Source organism: Actinomadura latina NBRC 106108, assembly GCF_001552195.1.
GTDB lineage: Bacteria > Actinomycetota > Actinomycetes > Streptosporangiales > Streptosporangiaceae > Spirillospora > Spirillospora latina.
Window position 1 is genome coordinate 24,012 of sequence record NZ_BCQS01000004.1, and the last position, 17,900, is coordinate 41,911.

General features: G+C 75.6%; 17 protein-coding genes. 6 read left to right on the forward strand and 11 right to left on the reverse strand.

What is annotated here, in order from left to right; all coding sequences use genetic code 11:
- Nucleotides 1–31 precede the first annotated feature (31 nt).
- Together AL2_RS06010 and AL2_RS06015 are read right to left on the reverse strand one after the other, a co-directional pair.
- Complete coding sequence (locus AL2_RS06010; RefSeq protein ID WP_067630508.1) at nucleotides 32–715, reverse strand: DUF4389 domain-containing protein; 684 nt, start codon at nucleotides 713–715, stop codon at nucleotides 32–34.
- Nucleotides 716–875: 160 nt separating this feature from the next.
- Entirely contained in the window at nucleotides 876–1,925 is a 1,050-nt protein-coding gene (locus AL2_RS06015; RefSeq protein ID WP_067630764.1) for a LacI family DNA-binding transcriptional regulator, read from the reverse strand.
- 37 nt (nucleotides 1,926–1,962) lie between these two features.
- On the opposite strand from AL2_RS06015, the gene AL2_RS06020 reads away from it, so the two are divergent.
- Nucleotides 1,963–3,228, forward strand: coding sequence for an MFS transporter (locus AL2_RS06020; protein WP_067630511.1), 1,266 nt, complete (start codon nucleotides 1,963–1,965; stop codon nucleotides 3,226–3,228).
- Here AL2_RS06020 and AL2_RS06025 read toward each other — a convergent pair.
- Nucleotides 3,173–3,577 carry an OsmC family protein gene (locus tag AL2_RS06025; protein WP_245666395.1) on the reverse strand — a complete coding sequence of 135 codons (405 nt, stop codon included), beginning with the start codon at nucleotides 3,575–3,577 and terminating at the stop codon, nucleotides 3,173–3,175. The genes AL2_RS06020 and AL2_RS06025 overlap by 56 nt on opposite strands.
- Nucleotides 3,578–3,773: 196 nt before the next feature.
- On the opposite strand from AL2_RS06025, the gene AL2_RS06030 reads away from it, so the two are divergent.
- On the forward strand, nucleotides 3,774–4,592 hold the full coding sequence (locus AL2_RS06030) for an NAD(P)-binding domain-containing protein (protein ID WP_067630516.1): 819 nt from the start codon (nucleotides 3,774–3,776) through the stop codon (nucleotides 4,590–4,592).
- On the opposite strand, the gene AL2_RS06035 is transcribed toward AL2_RS06030, so the two are convergent.
- Nucleotides 4,560–5,981 (reverse strand): FAD-dependent oxidoreductase, encoded by a 1,422-nt coding sequence (locus AL2_RS06035; protein WP_067630519.1) that lies wholly within the window; start codon nucleotides 5,979–5,981, stop codon nucleotides 4,560–4,562. The genes AL2_RS06030 and AL2_RS06035 overlap by 33 nt on opposite strands.
- A gap of 133 nt (nucleotides 5,982–6,114) precedes the next feature.
- On the opposite strand from AL2_RS06035, the gene AL2_RS06040 reads away from it, so the two are divergent.
- Nucleotides 6,115–7,338, forward strand: coding sequence for a DUF4437 domain-containing protein (locus tag AL2_RS06040; RefSeq protein ID WP_067630521.1), 1,224 nt, complete (start codon nucleotides 6,115–6,117; stop codon nucleotides 7,336–7,338).
- 65 nt (nucleotides 7,339–7,403) lie between these two features.
- On the opposite strand, the gene AL2_RS06045 is transcribed toward AL2_RS06040, so the two are convergent.
- Genes AL2_RS06045 through AL2_RS06070 form a run of 6 tightly spaced genes read right to left on the reverse strand, consistent with a single transcriptional unit; the run spans nucleotide 7,404 to nucleotide 13,953 of the window.
- Complete coding sequence (locus AL2_RS06045; protein ID WP_083946083.1) at nucleotides 7,404–8,087, reverse strand: neocarzinostatin apoprotein domain-containing protein; 684 nt, start codon at nucleotides 8,085–8,087, stop codon at nucleotides 7,404–7,406.
- A gap of 18 nt (nucleotides 8,088–8,105) precedes the next feature.
- Nucleotides 8,106–8,687, reverse strand: a complete 582-nt coding sequence (locus tag AL2_RS38000) for a neocarzinostatin apoprotein domain-containing protein (protein ID WP_067630527.1) — start codon at nucleotides 8,685–8,687, stop codon at nucleotides 8,106–8,108.
- Complete coding sequence (locus AL2_RS38005) at nucleotides 8,684–10,465, reverse strand: P-loop NTPase family protein (protein WP_067630530.1); 1,782 nt, start codon at nucleotides 10,463–10,465, stop codon at nucleotides 8,684–8,686. Before AL2_RS38005 ends, AL2_RS38000 begins: the two co-directional genes overlap by 4 nt.
- Nucleotides 10,462–11,553 (reverse strand): hypothetical protein, encoded by a 1,092-nt coding sequence (locus AL2_RS06060; RefSeq protein ID WP_067630533.1) that lies wholly within the window; start codon nucleotides 11,551–11,553, stop codon nucleotides 10,462–10,464. The genes AL2_RS38005 and AL2_RS06060 overlap by 4 nt, the downstream gene beginning before the upstream one ends.
- Nucleotides 11,550–12,578 (reverse strand): WxL protein peptidoglycan domain-containing protein, encoded by a 1,029-nt coding sequence (locus tag AL2_RS06065; protein ID WP_083946085.1) that lies wholly within the window; start codon nucleotides 12,576–12,578, stop codon nucleotides 11,550–11,552. The genes AL2_RS06060 and AL2_RS06065 overlap by 4 nt, the downstream gene beginning before the upstream one ends.
- A 55-nt stretch (nucleotides 12,579–12,633) precedes the next feature.
- Nucleotides 12,634–13,953: a WxL domain-containing protein gene (locus tag AL2_RS06070; RefSeq protein WP_067630536.1), complete on the reverse strand. Its 1,320-nt coding sequence runs from the start codon at nucleotides 13,951–13,953 to the stop codon at nucleotides 12,634–12,636.
- A 170-nt stretch (nucleotides 13,954–14,123) separates the two neighbouring features.
- Here AL2_RS06070 and AL2_RS06075 point away from each other — a divergent pair, with 170 nt between their 5' ends.
- Nucleotides 14,124–14,789, forward strand: a complete 666-nt coding sequence (locus AL2_RS06075; protein ID WP_067630539.1) for a class E sortase — start codon at nucleotides 14,124–14,126, stop codon at nucleotides 14,787–14,789.
- A gap of 57 nt (nucleotides 14,790–14,846) precedes the next feature.
- On the forward strand, nucleotides 14,847–15,554 hold the full coding sequence (locus tag AL2_RS06080) for a hypothetical protein (protein WP_067630541.1): 708 nt from the start codon (nucleotides 14,847–14,849) through the stop codon (nucleotides 15,552–15,554).
- A gap of 78 nt (nucleotides 15,555–15,632) precedes the next feature.
- On the opposite strand, the gene AL2_RS06085 is transcribed toward AL2_RS06080, so the two are convergent.
- On the reverse strand, nucleotides 15,633–16,472 hold the full coding sequence (locus AL2_RS06085; RefSeq protein ID WP_067630544.1) for an IclR family transcriptional regulator: 840 nt from the start codon (nucleotides 16,470–16,472) through the stop codon (nucleotides 15,633–15,635).
- A 159-nt stretch (nucleotides 16,473–16,631) separates the two neighbouring features.
- Here AL2_RS06085 and AL2_RS06090 point away from each other — a divergent pair, with 159 nt between their 5' ends.
- Complete coding sequence (locus AL2_RS06090; RefSeq protein WP_067630547.1) at nucleotides 16,632–17,879, forward strand: flavin reductase; 1,248 nt, start codon at nucleotides 16,632–16,634, stop codon at nucleotides 17,877–17,879.
- Nucleotides 17,880–17,900: the final 21 nt, after the last annotated feature.

A 17,900-nucleotide genomic window follows, 5' to 3' on the forward strand; every position in this document is an offset into this window, starting at 1 on the left:
GCTGTAGTGCCCAACGTCCCCGCCCGCGGGCCTAACGTCCTTGCCCGGCCACTGCGGCGCTCTCCTCGGGCGCGGGCTCCGCGGCGCCCATGTCGAGCCGGAACGGCGGATACCGGTCGGTCATCAGGAAGGCGTAGCCGGCCACCCGCAGTGCCCAGCGGTTCATGCCCATGACGAAGTCGAAGATGCCGCGCAGGTAGCGCGTGGTGAACAGCAGCGCGACGGCGGCGATGAGCACCAGCACGGCGACCAGGCCGGGGACGTCCCGGCCGGCGTCGTCCCCGGCCATGCCGCCGCCGGTGAACAGGGCGATCACCAGGTAGTGCGGGATCGCCAGCAGCCACCACTTCACCAGCACCAGCCCCCGCGACAGCCGCTCCGGATAGTCGATGTGCAGGCGGGCGGGATGATCGGGGACGTCCTTCAGCGTGAACGGCGGGTACCGGTCGGTCGCCAGCGCGCCGTATCCGTAGAAGGCCACCCGCCACGCCCACCGCAGCACGCCGAGATTGAACTCGAAGATCGGCCGGGGGTAGCGGCCCGTGAACAGGATCGCGAAGAACGCGACCACGGTCAGCACCGCGAACCCGATCCCGAGGAAGAACAGCACGATGTAGTGCGGAATCAGCAGCAGCCATTTCACCAGCCACAGCCACCGCGACAGCGGCTCGTCCAGCCGGCCCTCCACCCGGACCGGTTCCTGCCGACCGTTCATATCGGCCTCCCAGCGGTCGAGCACCCGGCCCCCAGAACCAGCCAGGCGGCACCTATACCAACGGTCGCCGCCTATGGCCGGCAGGCTGTAGAGAGATACGTCCGCACCCTCCAGGACCTAGGTCCCGCCGTGCTCGCACGACCTCACCGCGCACGCCCGGTCATGGGCGGGTGCTGCTTCTGCGGACGATGGTCCACGACGCGGCCTGGGAACTCGCGGGCTGCCCGAGCGCCGCCAGCGCGCATGACGCGCCCTGGTCGCGCAGCGACTGCGCGACCGTCGTCAGTCCGAGCCGGGCCGCCACCGCAGCGTCGTCCCACCCGGTGACCGCCACATCGCCGGGCACGGCGCGGCCGGCGGCACGGACGGCGCGGAGGGCGCCGGCCGCCTGCTGGTCGCTCATGGCGGCGATCGCGTCCGGCGGTTCGGCGGAGGCCAGCAGGGTCGCCGTGATCCGCTCGGCCTCGGCCGCGTCGTTGCGCGCGCATACCGCGACGGTCACGTCCCGCCAGGCCGTGCCGGCCTCCTCGGCCGCTCGCCGGTAGCCCTCCAGCCGTTCACGCGTCACCGGGAACGGGACGTCCGCGATGCCGGCGCCGCTGGTGATCGCGCTGATCCGGTCCCGGGACAGCGGGAAGCTCACCACCGCCGGACGTCCGGCGTCCGCGAAGGCGATGGCGCCCACGGCATGCGCGGCGGCACGGTTGTCGATGCCCACCAGCTCCAGGCCGCCGACCGCCGGCCCCCCGTGGACCACCGCGGGACGCCTCGTGGCGCGGACGGCGGCCAGGACCGGGTCATCGTCGGACGTGGTCCAGACGATGAACCCGTCGACGGCGGCATCGGCGATCCGCGGCACGTCGCCGGGGCCGCCGGTGATCGGCAGGATGGTCACGCCATAGCCCTGATCGGCGCAGACATCGGCGATCCCCGCCAGGAAGGACACCGCCTGGGGGTCGTCGAAGGCGTAGCTCAGATGCTCGCCCATGACCACACCGAGCGTGCGGGTGCTGCCGCGGCGCAGCGACCGCGCGCTGGGGTCGGGCCCGGCGTACCCGAGCCGGGCCGCCGCCGCCAGCACCTTCGACCGGGCCCGCTCGGAGACGCGGTCCGGCCGGTTGTAGGCGTAGGACGCGGTCATGACCGACACGCCGGCCAGCTCGGCCACCTGCGCGAGGGTCACCCGCCCGGAGCCCGCGGAGGATGCCATGACGTCCACCTTAACGGCTATGTGTATCGTTACACATATGACCCGGACGTCCACCGTCCCTCCCCGCCGCCTGGTCGCCTCGGCGTTCGTGGCGTTCGCCGCCTTCGGCTCCTTCTGGGGCGTGTGGGGCGGGTCGGTGCCGCGGGTCCAGCGCCAGGCCGGCGTCGGCGACGGGCAGCTCGGCCTGGCGCTGCTGTTCGTGGGCGCGGGCGCGCTTCCCGCGATGCTGCTGGCGGGGCGGGCCCTCGACCGCTGGGGACTCAGGGTCGCGGCCGCGGCCATCGCCGCCCTCGGCGCCGCCGGAGCCGGACTGGCGCTGACCGCGGTGAGCCCGGCCGGCCTGTGCGCCGCGCTCGCCCTGGTCGGCGCCACGAGCGGGGCGGCGGACGTGGCCATGAACGCGGTCGCCGGACGCGCCGAGAAGGTCGCCGGCCGGCCCGTCATCACCCGCGCCCACGGCGTCTTCTCCGCCCTGGTGGTCCTCGCCAGCCTCACCACCGGGCTGGCGTCGGCCGCCTCGCTGCCGCTCGCCGCGCCGTTCGCCGCGGTCGCCGTCCTCTCCCTGGCCGCCGGGGCCGCCCTGCTCGCGACGCTGCCCGCCGGCCCCGCCGCTCCCGGGCACGACCGCCTCCGGGCGGCGGAGGCGGCACCGCCCGGCCGGCGCGGGACCGTCCCGTTCGTGCTCATCGGAGTGCTCGGCGCCCTCGCGTTCGCGAGCGAGAACGCGCATCAGAGCTGGAGCGCGGTCTTCGCGTACGAGGAGCTTCACTCAGGCGCGGGGCTGAGCGCCGTCGCGCCCGCCGTGTTCGCCGGCACGGTCGCGGTCACGCGCTTCCTCATCGGCGGTCTCACGACCGCCCACGCGCGCACGGTCCTGCTGTCCGGCGCGTCCGCCGCCGCGGCGGGCACGGCCATGATCGCCGCCGCGCCCACGATGCTCATCGCCGGACTGGGGCTCGCGGCGGCCGCGGCCGGAACCGCGGTCCTGTTCCCGACCCTGCTCGGCCTCGTCTCCGGGAGCGTCGAGGAGTCCCGCCGGGGGCGCGCGACCTCGATCGTCACGACCGTGTCCTACCTCGGCTTCCTCGCCGGCCCCGGCTACGTCGGGCTCTGGGCCGGCGCCGCGGGCCTGCGCGGCGCCATGGCCGCGGTCGCCGCCCTCGCGGCCGCCCTCGTCGTCCTCACCCCACCGCTGCTGCGCCTCAGCGGCCGCGGGAGCCGGACGGAGCGCCGCGGACGGCGCCGGGTCAGGCGGCGCGGGCCTGGGCCTCCAGGTGCACGCCGACGCGGGGCGCTTCCATGATCGAGTTGTGCACGGTGCAGCTGTCGACGGCGGCCATCAGCCCGTCGGCCTCCACGGCCGAGAGCCGGGCGGGCGGGCGCAGCCGCAGGTCGATGCGCGACACCCGGGCGGGGACGCTCGGGCTCATGGCGTAGCCGGCGGTGACCTCCAGCCCGGCCGTGGGCAGGCCGTGCCGGTTCAGGTACCTCCGCGCGTAGTGGGCCGCGCAGGCGGCCAGCGAGGCGACGAACAGCTCCACCGGCGTGGGCCCGATGTCCAGCCCGCCCGCCGAGTACGGCTGGTCCACATGGATCACGTGGTCACGGACGAGCACGGCGAAGGCGTCGTTCTCGCGGTGGACGACCAGCATCTCCCTCACCAGGACCATCTCCTCAGCTCGTGGTGACGTGTGTTCCAAGGTTCCGCCTCCGCGGCCCGCCGCAGGTAGAGCCGAAGGTCCCGGGTGCGCGGGACACTCGGCACTGACGTTCGCCCGAGGCCATGGCTACCCCGCAGCCGGCATGCCAGAATGGAAACGGTGTTTCCATTGAGGGAGTGGTGGTCCGGTGCGGTACGTGGTGATCGGGTGCGGGAACGTCGGGATGGAGCTCGCCCGGCGGTGGGTCGCGCAGGGGCACGCGGTCGTCGGGACGACGACGTCCCGGGAGCGGGTCGGCGAGCTGAGGGAGGTCTGCTCGGACGTCGCCGTGCTGCGGGGCGCCGACGAGGCGGCCGTGGCGGCGGCGACCCGCGGGGCCGACGCGGTGGTGCTGACGGTCAGCCCGCGGATGTCGCGCGCCTTCGACGCCGCTCAGCGGGTCGCGGAGTACGCCGACACCCTCGCGGCGAGCGCGCGGACCGCCGTGTCCGTCCACCCGCGGGTCGTGTTCACCAGTTCGGCGTCGGTCTACGGCGCGGGGAGCGGGACGGTGATCGACGAGGCCGGCCCGACGACCCGCGACGAGGACGCGTCGCCGCGCAACTTCATCGCGGCGGAGGAGGCGGTGCTGGCGTCGCCGGGCGGCGCCGTGGTGCGCATCCCGGACGTGTACGGCCATCCCCGCGACATCGACTATCCGGCGCGGGTGAGGTTCGCCCACGAGGTGCTGGGCGGGAGCGTCCCGTTCTCGGCCGGCGCCCTGCTGTACCGGATCGACTACCGGGACGCGGCGGCGGCGCTCGACTTCGTGGTGAGCGAGGGGCTGACGGGCGTCTACAACGCCTTCCCGGACGCGGAGGTGCCGCCCACGAACGGGGAGGTCTTCGGCGGGATCTGCGCGGCCGAGGGGCTGCCGGAGCTGACCTACCGGGGCGAGATCAGGACACCGGAGGTCCCGGTGACGTCGGCGCGCCTACGCGCGGCGGGGTTCGCGTTCGCGCACTGAGGCGAGGCGCCGTCCCACCAGGCGGCCGAAGGCGAGCGCGGGGGTGAGGCACATGCCCGAGCAGAACGCGTTGCCGTTGACGGCGGCGGAGCCGATGACCTCCCCCACCGCGTACAGGCCGGGGATGGCGGCGCCGTCCTCGCGGCGCACCCGGAGCCCGGCGTCGACGTCGAGGCCGGCGAACGTGATCAGCGTGACGGGATGGTTCTCGATGGCGTAGAACGGCGGCTCGGCGATCGGCGCGGGCAGGTGCCGGCGCCCGAACGCGCCGTCGGTTCCGGCGGCGACGGCGGCGTTGTACCGCGCCAGTTCGGCGGTGAGGCCGGCCGGGTCGATGCCCGCGAGCCGCGCCAGCCCGGCGGGGTCGCCGGCGCGGTGCAGGCCGCGGCGGCGCCCGCACCGGGCGTCCAGGTCGGCGGGGCTCCAGCCGTGGACCATGGGACGGGACTCCCGCAGCGCCCGCGCGTCGAAGACCATCCAGAAGGTCATCCGGTCGACGCCGGTGAGCACCCGCTCCTTGCGGTCGATGCTCGGCTCGTCCTCCGCGATCCACCGCCGGCCGTGCCGGTCCACGTAGATCTCCCACGGCGGGCGTTCCGCCGCGACCAGCTGCGGGCGGTTCGACCAGTCCACGCGCGGGTCGCCGCCCTCCGGCGGGAGGCCGCCGAACGTCGGGATGTACTGGCCGAGGCCCTGCAGCGCGGCGCCGATCCGGCGGGCCATGAGCAGGCCGTCGCCCGTCGAGGTCGGCGCGGCCGAGGTCGTCAGCGGCGCGCCCTCCAGCTCGGCGAACAGGCCGGGGGCGTGGCCGAAGCCGCCGGTCGCGAGCACGACGGCCGGCGCCCGCTCATCCTGGTCGGCGGCCACGCCGGTCACGGCCCCGCCCTCGGTGAGCAGCCCGGTGACGCGGGCCTCGCAGCGCACCTCGATCCGTCCGGCCTCGGTGTGGGGCGCCAGCAGGCGGCGCAGTGCGCTGAGGATCGCCGGGCCGCCCGGCGTCTCGGCCGCGTGGACGGTGCGCGGCGTGGTGTAGGGCTCGTGCCCGTACACGATCCGGGGCGTGGCGGGGTCGATCTCGTAGCCCGCCGCGAAGAGCCATTCCAGGACGGCGGGCTGTTCGCGGAGCGAGAGCCTGGTGAGGTCCTCCCGCCCGGTCCCCCGGTTGATCCGCCGGATGTCGGCGTAGTGCCGCGCCGGGTCGTCGGCTATGCCGCGTGCCCGCTGGGCGGAGAAGCCCCCGGCGGACAGGTGCCCGCCGGAGTACGGCAGCGCCCCGCCGATGTCCGCCGCCTTCTCCAGGACGAGCACCCGCGCGCCGGCCTCGGCCGCCGCGATCGCGCAGGCCAGCCCGCCCGGCCCGGCACCGACCACGATGGCGTCGAACGCCATGGCGCCTCCTCTGTTTCGCTCAGGGATACAGTGTTTCTATCTATTGGGACACGGGTCAAGACCCCCCTTGCCGGTGCCAGTGGAACAATGTTTCCATTGGGGAAACAAGCGGTCCCGGAACGGAGACGAGCGCGTGCGACCCCATGTCGAGCTGATCCAGGAAGACGACTACGTCTGGCACGCCGCCGAACTGGCGGGCGGCGAGGGCCGGGCGAGCGAGCGCCGCCTGTCGGTGGACGAGGAGGACGGCTCCTCCTCGCTGCGGCTCGACTTCCGCACCGGCTGGGGACGCGGCCCCGGCATCCACCACGCGAACACCGAGTACTTCGTCCTCGACGGGTCGATGACGTACGGGGGCCGCGAGATCGGCAAGGGCGGCTACGTGTACGCCCCGAAGGGCGTGCCCACCGACGCCATCACCTTCACCGAGGGCACCCGCATCCTGCACTACCGCGAGTACGGCGACGCCGGGTTCGACCCGGTCGGAAGCCTCGACGCGCCCCGCTGGAAGGACGCCTACGAGGACGTCATCGTCGTCGACAGCGAGGCCATGCAATGGGACGCCGTCCCCAAGGCGGGGCCGATGCCCGGCCTGTTCATCAAGTACCTGCACGTCGACCCGGTCAGCGGCTTCTACACCAGGCTCGTGCACGCGCAGGAGGGCTGGACCGACCACCGGCTCGCGCACCATCCCTGCTACGAGGAGGCCTACACCGTCCAAGGGCACATGGAGTACAACTTCGGCACCCTGGACCTGGGCACCTACTTCTTCCGTCCCGCACGCGTGAAGCACGGGCACTTCACCACCCAGGAGGGCGGCGCGACCTGGCTCCTGCGCTCGGACGGCGAACTCGTCAACTGGTACACGCAGAACGAATGGGTCCGGTGGGGTGGCGAGGCCGTCAACTACGGGCCCGAGGACGGCCGGATGCGCTGGTCCATGGCCTCGCACGACCTGGGCCGCGGGACGAAGGGCCGTTCCGAGCGCGATCTGAAGGAGCTTCAGGAGGCGGTGCGGTACCAGCGCGAACTGGGCGAGATCGACGACGACTACGTCCAGCACGGGCACGGCGCCGACAAGAGCGTCCTCGCCATCGCCAAGGCTCTCGACACGGCGCGCTTGCAGGGCGGCCACGGCCACGATCATGACCATGACCACGATCACGACCACCCGGAACTGGACTGGGGCGCCGACACCGGCGTGCTGGAGCACGCGGACGAGCGCACCGACGCACTGAGCCACAACTGGGGCGCGGGCCGGGCCTGGCGTGAGGGCGGGCCCGTCCCGGCCCCCATCCTGTCCAGCCTCCCCGTCCGCAGCCGGTCCACAGGCCGCTGGGACGGCGACGGGATGTAGCCGCGGCGAAACCCCCGCGGGCCGCCTTCGCAGGGCCTGCGGGGGTTTCGCCGTGCGGAGCGCCGTCAGTCGTGCGCCCTCCGGCGGCGCGGGATGATCAGCAGCGCCGCGCCCCCGGCCATGACGAGCGCGGACGCGATCAGCGCGTAGGTCGGCACCCCGTCGGGGCTGCCGGTGTTGGGCAGATCCCCGCTGCCGCCGTTGGCGGTGCCCCCGCCGCCACCCGAGCCGCCATCGCCGCCGCCACCGCCGGAGCCGCCGCCGTCACCACCACCACCGCCGCCGCCGGAGCCGCCTCCGGTGAAGGTGAGCGGGATCTCGGCCGTGTTGGGCCCCTGATTCCCGGGCGCGGTGACGGCGAGGACGCAGGCGCCCGCCTTGGCCGTGCAGTCGACTCCGGCGACCTTGGCGACCATCTTGATCTTGGCGTTCTTGGACTTGGCCTTGGTGATGAAGTTGCCGCCGGCGTCGGTGCCGCCCACCATCGCTCCGCCGCTGGACTGCGGCGCGCAGTCGTCCGGGAGCTTCGGTCCGGGCTTGCACAGGCCGAGCGTCACGAACGTCTCGTTCGGGGTCATGCCGGTCACCTGGACGGTGATCGTGTCGCCCGCCTTCAGGCCCGTGGTCTTGCTCGCGCTGATCTTCGGTGCGGCCAGCGCGGGCGGCGCGAGCGCCAGCACGCAGGCCCCCGCGAGCGCGGCGACGGTACCCGCGCGTCTCCGGGCTCTGGTCACCCTGGTTGCGGTCACTGTGTTCGCTCCTTCTGGTTATCGGCTGCGGCGTTGGACGGCGGTGACGGCGGCACCGGCGAGGACGAGGAGGCCGGCGGTGGCGGCCCAGAGCGGGGTGGACGGCCCGCCCGTGCCGGGCCCGGCGCTCGCGGCGGGCTTCGCGGACGTCCGGACGGCGGCGCCGCCCTTGAACGGGGACCCCTTGAAGCCGACCCGGACGATGGCGGTGTTGGCGTCGACGACGGCGTCCGGCACGGCGCCCGGCAGCGGGCCCGCGCCAATGACGCACTGCCGCGTCCTGCAGTCGATACCGCTGAACTTCGCATGTGTCCTGAGCTCGACCTCGGGGAACCGGCCCTGGGCGTCGATGTTGACGAAGGTGGCGCCGCCGCCGAGGTCGCAGTCCTTGAGGCCGTTGGTGTAGCCCTCCCGGCACAGCCCGACGGCGACCGACTTCAGCCCCGGCCGGAACCCGCTCCCGGTGACGGTGATCGTCTCGCCCTCCGCGAGGTCGGTGGCGCGGCTGACGGAGAGCGCGGGCGCCGGCGCCGCGCCGGCGGGGGCGGCGGGGGCGAGGGGCGGGGCCAGCGCCGCCGCGGCGAGCACGAGAGCGATCACTGGGCGGAACCTCCGGTGCTGCGGGCCGCCGCCGGCCGGCGGGCGTCGCCGGGCGCGGGGACGGGCTTCTCGGTGACGCGGTCGCGTTCGACGGCGTAGGCGCGGCAGGCGAGGGCGTGCACCTCGGGGGCGGCCGGTCCGGCGATCAGCACGGCGGTGCCGGTGGCGGCGAGCCGTCGCAGCACGGTGTGCGCGGCTCCGGCGCACGGGCCGGAGGCGAGGCCGTCCACCAGCAGCAGCCTGGGCCGGGTGAGCAGCGCCTCGGCCAGGGAGAGCAGGCCCTTCTGCGCGTCGGTCAGCGCGCCGGTGTGCGCGCCGCCGAGGCCGCGCAGCGCGGGGAAGACGTCCAGGACGGCGTGCGCGGCGCCATGGGGGTCGGCGTGCCCCAGGGCGCGGGCGTGACCGGCCAGCCCCTCGGAGACCGGCCGTCCCTCGGGGACGCGCGGATCGGGGCCGGCGAGGTGGCAGAGTCCGAGCGCCATCCGCTGCCCGGCGTCGAGCGCGGTCAGGTCGGCGCCGCCCAGCCGGACCCGGCCGCGGCAGCGCGCGTGCCCCGCGAGCGCGGCGAGCAGCGCGCTCGCGCCGGGGCCGGACAGCGCGACCGTCTCCCCCGCCGCCATCACCAGCCGGACGCGGCGCAGCGGAACCGGGCCGCGCGGAACCGACAGGGCCCGGACGTCCAGGAGAGGCGGCGGCTGCGAGACCTCGGAACCGCGCACACGCAGGGCCAGCAGCGCACCCAGAATCGGCGGCAGTGCCGTCAAGGTCAGCGCGGACCCCTCGGCGAGCACCCCGCGCAGGGCCGCGACGCACCCGGATCCGGCCAGCCCGCCGACCACGGCGGCGGCGCCGGTGAGACCGGCCGCCGCCAGAAGGCGCGATTCTGGCAGCGGCCGGAGCACGGTGGTGTCGAGCGCGGCGATGGCCAGGCAGGCGGCGGCCAGGGCGACCGCGAACCCGGCCGCGAGCAGTTCCGGGCCGGGCGCGCTCGCCATCAGCAGCGGCGCCGCCGCGCCCGCCAGCAGCAGCCACGGCACGGTCTGCGCGGCGCCGGCCGCCCGGCGCCCGAGGACGACGAGGATCACCCCCGGCGGCAGCGCCCACGCCAGGTACCGGACCGAATCCGCGCCGAGCAGGTCCCACCGGAAGGTCAGCAGGTGCAGCCCGCCCATGAGCGAGGCTCCGACGACCCATCCGATGAGCAGATGAACCGGGAGTGACGCCCGGACGTCCCGCAGGACGCCCCGCGCCACCGGGCGGTCGGCCATGCCGGGGCCGGTCCCGGCACCGGCCGCGAGCACCGCGGCCAGGACGCCCGCGACCAGGAGCGCCGTCCCCGGATCGGCGGACCAGATCGTGGCGATCCAGGCGGCCCCGGCCGTCCCGGCGAGGGCGGCGGCCTGGCCCGCGGCGGCGGCGCCGGGCGACCGGGCGGCGCACGCCCGGGGCACGGCGAGCAGCGGGCCCGCGAGGAGACCGGCCGCCAGCAGGCCGGTGGCGAACACCGGCACGGCCGGGACCGCCCCCGCGAGGGCGACGGCGAGCCCGGCGAGCGCACCGCCGGCCGCCGCCGTCCGGTGCGGACGCACCCGTCCCGCCGTCCACAGCAGCGGAAGCAGGCCCGCGCACGCGAGCAGGAGCCCGGTGAGCGCCATGTAGGTCACGACGTCGCCGGGGACCTTCACGACACCGCCGAGCGCGTCGGCGAGCAGCAGCACCGTGCCGCCCGCCAGCGGCCCGGACGCGGCTCCGGCGGCCCGCCGGAACGAGGCCGTCATCGCGGCTCCCCCCTCGGCAGGGCGAGGAACCGTTCCAGCGCCTCGACGTCGACGGTCTTCCCCGCCTCGCCGGTGCGGCGCTCCAGGTAGCCGATCAGCTCGTCGCGGTCGAGCACGTACGCCCCGGACGGCGACGGCGCCACCGAGTCCAGGTAGCCGATCACGTCCTCGAGCTCCACCGTCCGGGCCGGGCTCGGCGCCGCCGGCGGCGCGGAGGCGGGCACCGGACGGCGGCGCCGGCGCCGGGCCGCCGCCCACCGGCCCAGCGTCAGCCGGATCCCGACCAGCAGGAGCAGCGCGGCCAGCGCGTTCACGCCGAGCAGGCCCCAGGGGTAGGCGCTGAAGGTGGTCTCGAACGGGACGGAACCGGCATACCTGCCGCCCACCACGAACCGCCCGAAGGCGGCCGGTGGCAGCACCACCGGGATCCGGTAGGTGGCGGTCTGCCCCGGCCGCAGCGTGCCCGTCTTCGGGGCGTCCAAGGGGCTGTCGGGGGCGCCGCCGGCGCCCCAGCCCACCACCAGCGGGGCGTTCTCGATGGGCTCGGCGCCCGAGTTGCGGATCCGGAGCACCAGGGTCCGCCGCGGCCTGCCGCCGAACAGCTCGCCGCGCCCCCCGCCGCCGGTGACCTCCAGGCCGACGACGTCCGCCCGGACGGGCGCGACGTCGCGGCGCACCCGCTCGACGGGGTGCCCCTCGACGGTGAACGGCGCGGTGACCGTGGCAGGCGGGCCGGGCCCGCCCGGCAGCGTGCTGACGCGGATCACGCAGGGGCACGCGGACGGCGGCGCCCCCACGGTGAGGCCCGCCTCGAACGTCCCCGCCGGCGCGACCATCGCGGTGACACCGCGTTCGGTGTCGCAGTCGGCCGAGCCGTGCACCGCCCCGGCCCCGCAGACCTGGACCTGCACCGTCGCGCCGGGCGTCCATGAGCTGCCGCGTATCCGGGCGGACGTGCCGGCGGCGGCCGAGCCCGGCTCGACGCGCACGCCGGGAGCCGCGGCCCGCGCCGGCGCGGGCCGGGCCGCCGGGACGGTGCCGGCGGCGAGCAGGACGGCGAGCAGGACGGCGGCCGGGCGGAGTCTCACAGGAACACCCCCGTCTCTCCGGAGGTGAGCCCGGCCCGCTCCCGCCAGCGGCGGATCAGCCGGGGCAGCACGGACCACAGCATGAACACGGCCCCGGCGAAGGTGAGCAGGGCCGCCCAGGGCACCGCGACGAACCCGGTCTGCGCGCGGACGTCGATGCCGCCGGCGGCGACCAGCTCCACGTGCACGGTGACCGCGTCCAGTCCCGGGGTGCCGGTCCAGGGCAGTGTGATCTCGGTGCGCTCGCCGGGCAGGATCTCCGGCAGCCGCCGGTCGGGCCACCGCTCGATCTCGCGGCCGAAGGCGCCGGTGGCGCGGACGCGGGCGGTCGGCGAGATCCGCTGGTTGCCGGTGTTGACGACGGTGTAGCGGATGCTCCCCCGCCCGTGCTGGACGAACGGGATCGCCGGGTCCCTGCGGTGCACGCGGACGCCGTCGGCGCGCAGCCCGGGGGTGAGCGGCCCGGCGACGCGCAGGTAGACGCGGGCGCCGACGGCGCGCCGCACGCCGACCCGGGCGCCGCCGTTCTCCTGGACGCTCTCGATCGCGGTGTTCAGCGCGACGATGCCGCCGATGTGCTCGCCGGGGGTGGCGTTGCCGGGGATCTTCAGCGTGAACGGGAGCTCCTTCGCGGTCCCGGCCGGGAGCTTCACCGACGAGGACTTCAGCGAAATCCAGGCGCCCACGTCCCGTGGCCTCTCCTCCGCGGTGCGCAGCGCGAACCCGGCGTCGCGCGGGGTGTTGTAGGCGTCCGCCCCGTACACCCGGAACGTGATGGGGCGGGCGGTGAGGTTGGTGATCCGGACGACGTCCCGGACGGTCTGGCCGGGCGGCGCCTCGAACGCGAAGAACGGGCGGGCGGCGAGGGCGCCGCTGCGGTTGGCGGGCCCCACCGACCAGGCCCCGTTCCCCGTGGCGGGCCCGGGCGCCGGCGCGGCGGCCGCCGCCGCGCCGCCGGGTGCGGCGGCGGCGCAGGCCAGGCCCACGGCCGCCGCGGCGGCGGCGATCCGGTCTCGGGCGCTCATCGATCACCTCGATGCGGCCGGGCGGAGCACACCGCCCGGGCGCGGCTCGGGACGGTCAGGACAGCGTGAGGGTGAGGACGGCGGTGTAGCGGCCGGCGCCGGTGGCCGGCGGGACGGTGAGCTTGAGGCCCGCGCCGGCGGTGAACGTGCCGCCGACGATCTGCCCGGAGCCGTCGGGCGCGCCGCACAGCGTGGCCGCCGTCGCGGTGTCGAGGGGGCCCGCGCTGCCGGGCGTGACGGCGCTGGAGCCGGGCGCGGCGGTGCACGCCGGCGTCCAGGACAGGTTCCCGGCGGGGATCCTCGTCCCGGCGGGCGCCGAGAAGTCGGTGAGCGTGCCGGTGAGCGACCATCCGGTGGCGCCGCCGCGCGCGTCGATGACCTCGATCCGCTTGAGCGACCCGGTCGCGGTCTGCTCGGTGCCGTCCAGCGTCACCGGGGTCAGGTCGACCTCCCCTGGCTCGCGGGACATGGTGAGCGGCCCGCCGTCGACGGTCAGGTTGATCTTCTGCTCGCCGCACCGGTCCGCGGGCTCGCCGGCGCACGCGCCGGTGGGCGGCGGCGTCTTCCCGGTGACGGTCAGCGCGACGCTCTTGCTCACCGAGCCCTGCGTGACCACGATCGTGCGGGCGCCCGGGGCGGCGGACTCGGACACGGTCGCCGAGGCGGTCAGCCTGCCGGCGGCGTCGGCGGAGCCCGCCGCTCCGGTCAGGTCGTCCGGATCGCACGCGGCGCCGTTGGCGTCGCACAGCGCCAGCTGGACCGCACCCGGCTCCCAGCCGGTTCCGGTGATGGCGATGGCGCCGCCCTGGACGACGGACGAGGGGCTGACGGACGCTCCGGGGCCGCCCTCCCCCACGTCGATCGTCGCGAGGGGCCCGGGGGTGTCCTTGGGCGTGCAGGTGATGGTGGCCTGGGCGCCGGCCTCGGCGACGACCATGAGCCCGGCGGGGGCGATCTTCACGGCGCCGGCGGCGGCGAGCGTGAGCTTGCCGGAGACCTTGCCGATCGGCAGCTCCCCGTGCGCGGGGATCGTCTCGGTCCGCTTCGGCGCCTGGATCGGCACCGATCCGGACTGCGCGCCGGAGACCGCCAGGGTGCCGGAGGTGGTCCAGGAGTTGACGGGCAGCGGCGCGACCCCGGGCAGGTTCGAGAAGTCGGCCTCGACGGTGACCTCGTCCCCCACGTCGGCGGACGCGGGCGCGGAGACGGTCACGGCGGCGTCGTAGTCGAACACGGTGCTGAAGATCTTGCACTGGTAGGGGACCTGGCCCGTCCCGGCGTGCGCGGTGCCCGCCGCGGCCACCGGCACCGCGGCGGCGCCCGCCGCGGTGACGACCGCGGCGGCGCCGCGCAGGGCGGTGCGTGTGCGTCTCATGTCGCCGCTCCTCTCCGAGCTCTGTTTCGGAGAAGGAAACAGAGTTTCGCAATGTGCGGATAGCACAACCGCTGCGAACCGGACATGTCAAGGGGCGGACGCCACTGGAGACACAATCGTTTCACTCTGGGGATCGCCGTTTCCCTACCGAAGAGTTACGGTTCCTGCCCATGCGCACGCTGCTGCGGACCGCGGCCGAGCTGTCGATGACCGCCGGCCTCGTCCTCGCCCTCTTCGTCGCCTACCTGTCCTGGGGCACCGGCGAGTACACCCACCGGCAGCAGGGCGACCTGCACGACGACCTCGAACAGCAGTGGAACACCGCGCGGGCCCGGAGGCTCGCCGCCGGGACGCGGCACCGGACGGCGGCCGCCGTCCCCGCGCCCGCCGAGGGCCGGGCGTACGCACTGCTGCGCGTGCCGAGGTTCGGGCCGTCCTACCGGTACACGGTGGTGGAGGGCGTGGGCGTCGCCGACCTGCGCAAGGGCCCGGGACACTACCCGGGGACGGCCGGGCCCGGCGAGATCGGCAACATGGCGATCGCCGGCCACCGCACCACCTACGGCGCGCCGTTCAACCGCAACGGCGAGCTGGCGCCCGGCGACGAGATCCTCATCGACACGGCCGCCGCGACCTACGTCTACAGGGTGACGAAGCGCGTCGTCGTGCGGCCGAGCCGCACCGACGTGACGGCGCCCGTGCCGGGCAGGCCGGGGCGCGGGCCGCGTGAGGCGATGCTCACGCTCACGACCTGCCATCCGAAGTTCTCCGCCGCCTACCGCCTCGTCGTGTTCGCCGAGCTGGCGGGCCGCCGGGCACGCGCCGCCCGGACCTGAGATCCCGTGTTACGGTTCCCCACACTGAAACACTGTTTCCATCCGAGGAGGACGGTCGTGGGGGCGCACGCGCACGGCTGGTGGATCCTGCTGCACCTGGTGCTCTTCGTGTTCTGGCTGGGCGGGGACCTCGGCGTCTTCTACTCCAGCCGGTTCGTCCTCAAGCCGGACCTGACCCCCGCCGCGCGCGCCACGGCGCTCAGCGTCATGAGCGGGCTCGACCTCGGCCCCAAGATCTGCCTCGTGCTGTTCCTGCCGAGCGGGGTGACGCTCATGGCGCTGGACCCGCACGGCGCCGAAGTGCTCGGCGCGCCGGCCTTCGGCTGGTGGCGGGTCCTGCTGGTGTGGCTGCTCGCCGCCGGCTGGCTCGCCGCCACGATCGCCGACCACCGCACCCACGGCCGCTTCCCCTGGGTGCGCCGCGCCGACTGGGCGGTCCGCATCGGGCTCATCGCCGCGCTCGCCGCCGTGGCCGCCTACACGCTGCTCGCCGACCGCCCGTTCGGCGTCGGCACCGACCCGCGCTGGCTCGGCGGCAAGGTCGCCCTCTACACCGCCGCCATCGCCTGCGGGCTCGGCATCCGCATCACCCTGCGCCCGTTCGGGCCCGCCTTCGGCGCCCTCATGAGCGGCGGCTCCACCCCGGCGGTCGAGCGCACGCTCCGGCGGTCGGTGGACGGCTGCCTGCCGTACGTGTTCGGCATCTGGGCGGCCGTCCTGGGCGCCGCCGCGCTCGGCGTGTTCAAGCCCGGCGCCAATCTGTGACCGGCGGGCCCGGTGCCGCCCCCCGCCGCCCCGCCGTCAGCCGCTGTGGCCCTGCCGTCAGCCGCTGTGGCCCTGCTGTCAGCCGCTGTGGCCGAGCTGGCCGGAGATGCGCGCCGCGGACTCCACCAGCGGTGGCGCGCACTCGGCCAGCCGCGGCTTGAACCGGCTCAGCGGGCCCGCCACGCTGAGCGCCGCGATGACCCGGCCGTCGTGGTCGAAGATCGGCGCGGCGATCGAGGCCGTCCCCTCCTGCCGCTCGCCCTGGGACGAGGCGTACCCCCGCTTGCGGATCGCCGCCAGCTCCCTGCGCAGCCGCTCCTCGTCCACGATGGTCCGCTCGGTCAGCGCCTCCAGCCCGTGCCGGGCGAGCAGGCCGCCGACCTCGGCCTCGTCCAGGAAGGCCAGGATCACCTTGGACGAGCTGCCCGCGTGCAGCGGGTAGGGGATGCCGAGGCTGACCTCCACCCGCAGCTCGTGCGGCGGCACGATCTGGTCGACGTAGAGCCGGGTGTCGCCGCGCCGGACCGACAGCGTGGCGGTCTCCCCGAGCTGCCGGGCGAGGCGCCGCAGCTCGGGGGCGGCCATCGCGCGCAGGTCCATCCGGGCGAGGTAGGCCCGGCCGAGCGCGATGGCGGCGTGCCCGAGCGCGTACCGGCGCGTCACCGCGTCGACGGTGATCAGGTCGCGGCTGCGCAGCGCGGTCAGGATGCGGTGCACGGCGGCCTTGGTCAGCCCCAGCTCGGTGGCGATCTCGGTCACCCCGAGGTCGGGCCGGCCGCTCCGGCCGAACAGCAGCAGGACGTCCATCGCGCGCTCGACGGCGGCGATCGACCGGCTCTGCCCCTCGCCCTCCTCGGCGTGGGACGCGGGGGCGCCCGGGGCGCCCGGGGTGGTCGGGGTGGTCGCACGACGCGACACGGCGGTTCCTTCCGACGGTGCGGGATCAGCCGCAGTCTAGGCCATCCGTTTCCCTTGGCGAAACGCTTGTCACCGGCTCGGGCCGTTGACACCCGCTCCGCGTGCTCGTTACCGTGAGCGGGACGGTGTTTCCTAAAGCGAAACGAAGGGCGCGATGCGGTGACGGTCGACGCACAGACCTTCCGCGCGGTGCTGAGCCAGTGGCCGACCGGCGTCGCGGTCGTCACCACCGTCGCCGCGGGCGGCTGGCACGGCATGACGGCCGGCTCGTTCGGCAGCGTCAGCCTCGATCCGCCGCTGGTCATGGTCTGCCTGGCCCGGAACATCCACACGCACGCGCTGGTGGAGCGCAGCGGCGTCTTCGCGGTCAGCTTCCTCGGCAAGGACCAGGCCGCCATCGGGCACCGGTTCGCGGGCCGCGAGCCGGGCGACCGGTTCGCCCGCGGCTCCTGGTCCGCCGCGCCCACCGGCGCGCCGGTGCTCGGCGAGGCGCTCGCCTGGCTCGACTGCCGGGTCGCGCACTCCTACCCCGGCGGCGACCACACGATCTTCGTGGGCGAGGTCCGCACCGCCGCGACGCCCCGCCGCACCGCGCCGCTGCTGTTCCACTCCCGCTCCTGGGGCCAGCTCGCCGACCCCCTGCCGGACGAGGTGACGATCGCCGACACCGGCCTCGCCGCCGCGCTGCACCGCAGGCTCGGCGCGTCCGGCACCGCGCCCGCCCGCGTCACCCGGGCCGGCGTCGCCCGGCTGCTGGAGTCCGTCCGCGCCGCGGGCGTCCGCGTCCGCACGCCGTGCCCGCCCGGACCCGCGCCCGGCGCCGGATCGCGCGCGTCGTGGTCGATGCTGGTCGAGAACGCGGCGTGCCTGGCGGAGGTCCCGCGCGAATCCGGGGTCACCGCCGAGATCGTGGACGGGCCGGACGCCCCCCGCCTGGTCGAGGCGGCCCGCGCCCGCGGCCTGGCCGTCACCGGCCGGGTGGGCGACGCCTTCGCCCCGGCCCGGCAGGCCGGGGTGCTCGCCGCCGTCGACCGGCTGGTCGCCGGCGGGTGCGCCGAGATCGCCCTCGACGAGGGCCCCGAGGCCGCGTCCCCGCTGCTCGTCCGGAACCTGCTGCAGGAGGCGGTGGCCCGCGCGCGGCCCGTGCCGGTCCGGGTGCGGCTGCGCGAGGCCTGCGGGCTGGGCCTCGCGAACGCGCTGACCGCGATGAAGAGCGGCGTGCGGAGCTTCGATGTGACCCTCGGCGGCGTCGACGGCGGCCTGTGCGCGGAGGACGTGCTGTTCCTGGCCGCCCGCCTCGACGTCGCCACCCCGATCGACCGGGCCGCCCTGGTGGCCGCCGCCGCAGACCTGGAGAGCGTCTGGGGGGCGGTCCTTCCCGGCCGCACCTACCGGACCGCGTCCTGACCAGCTGAAGGGATCCAGCCG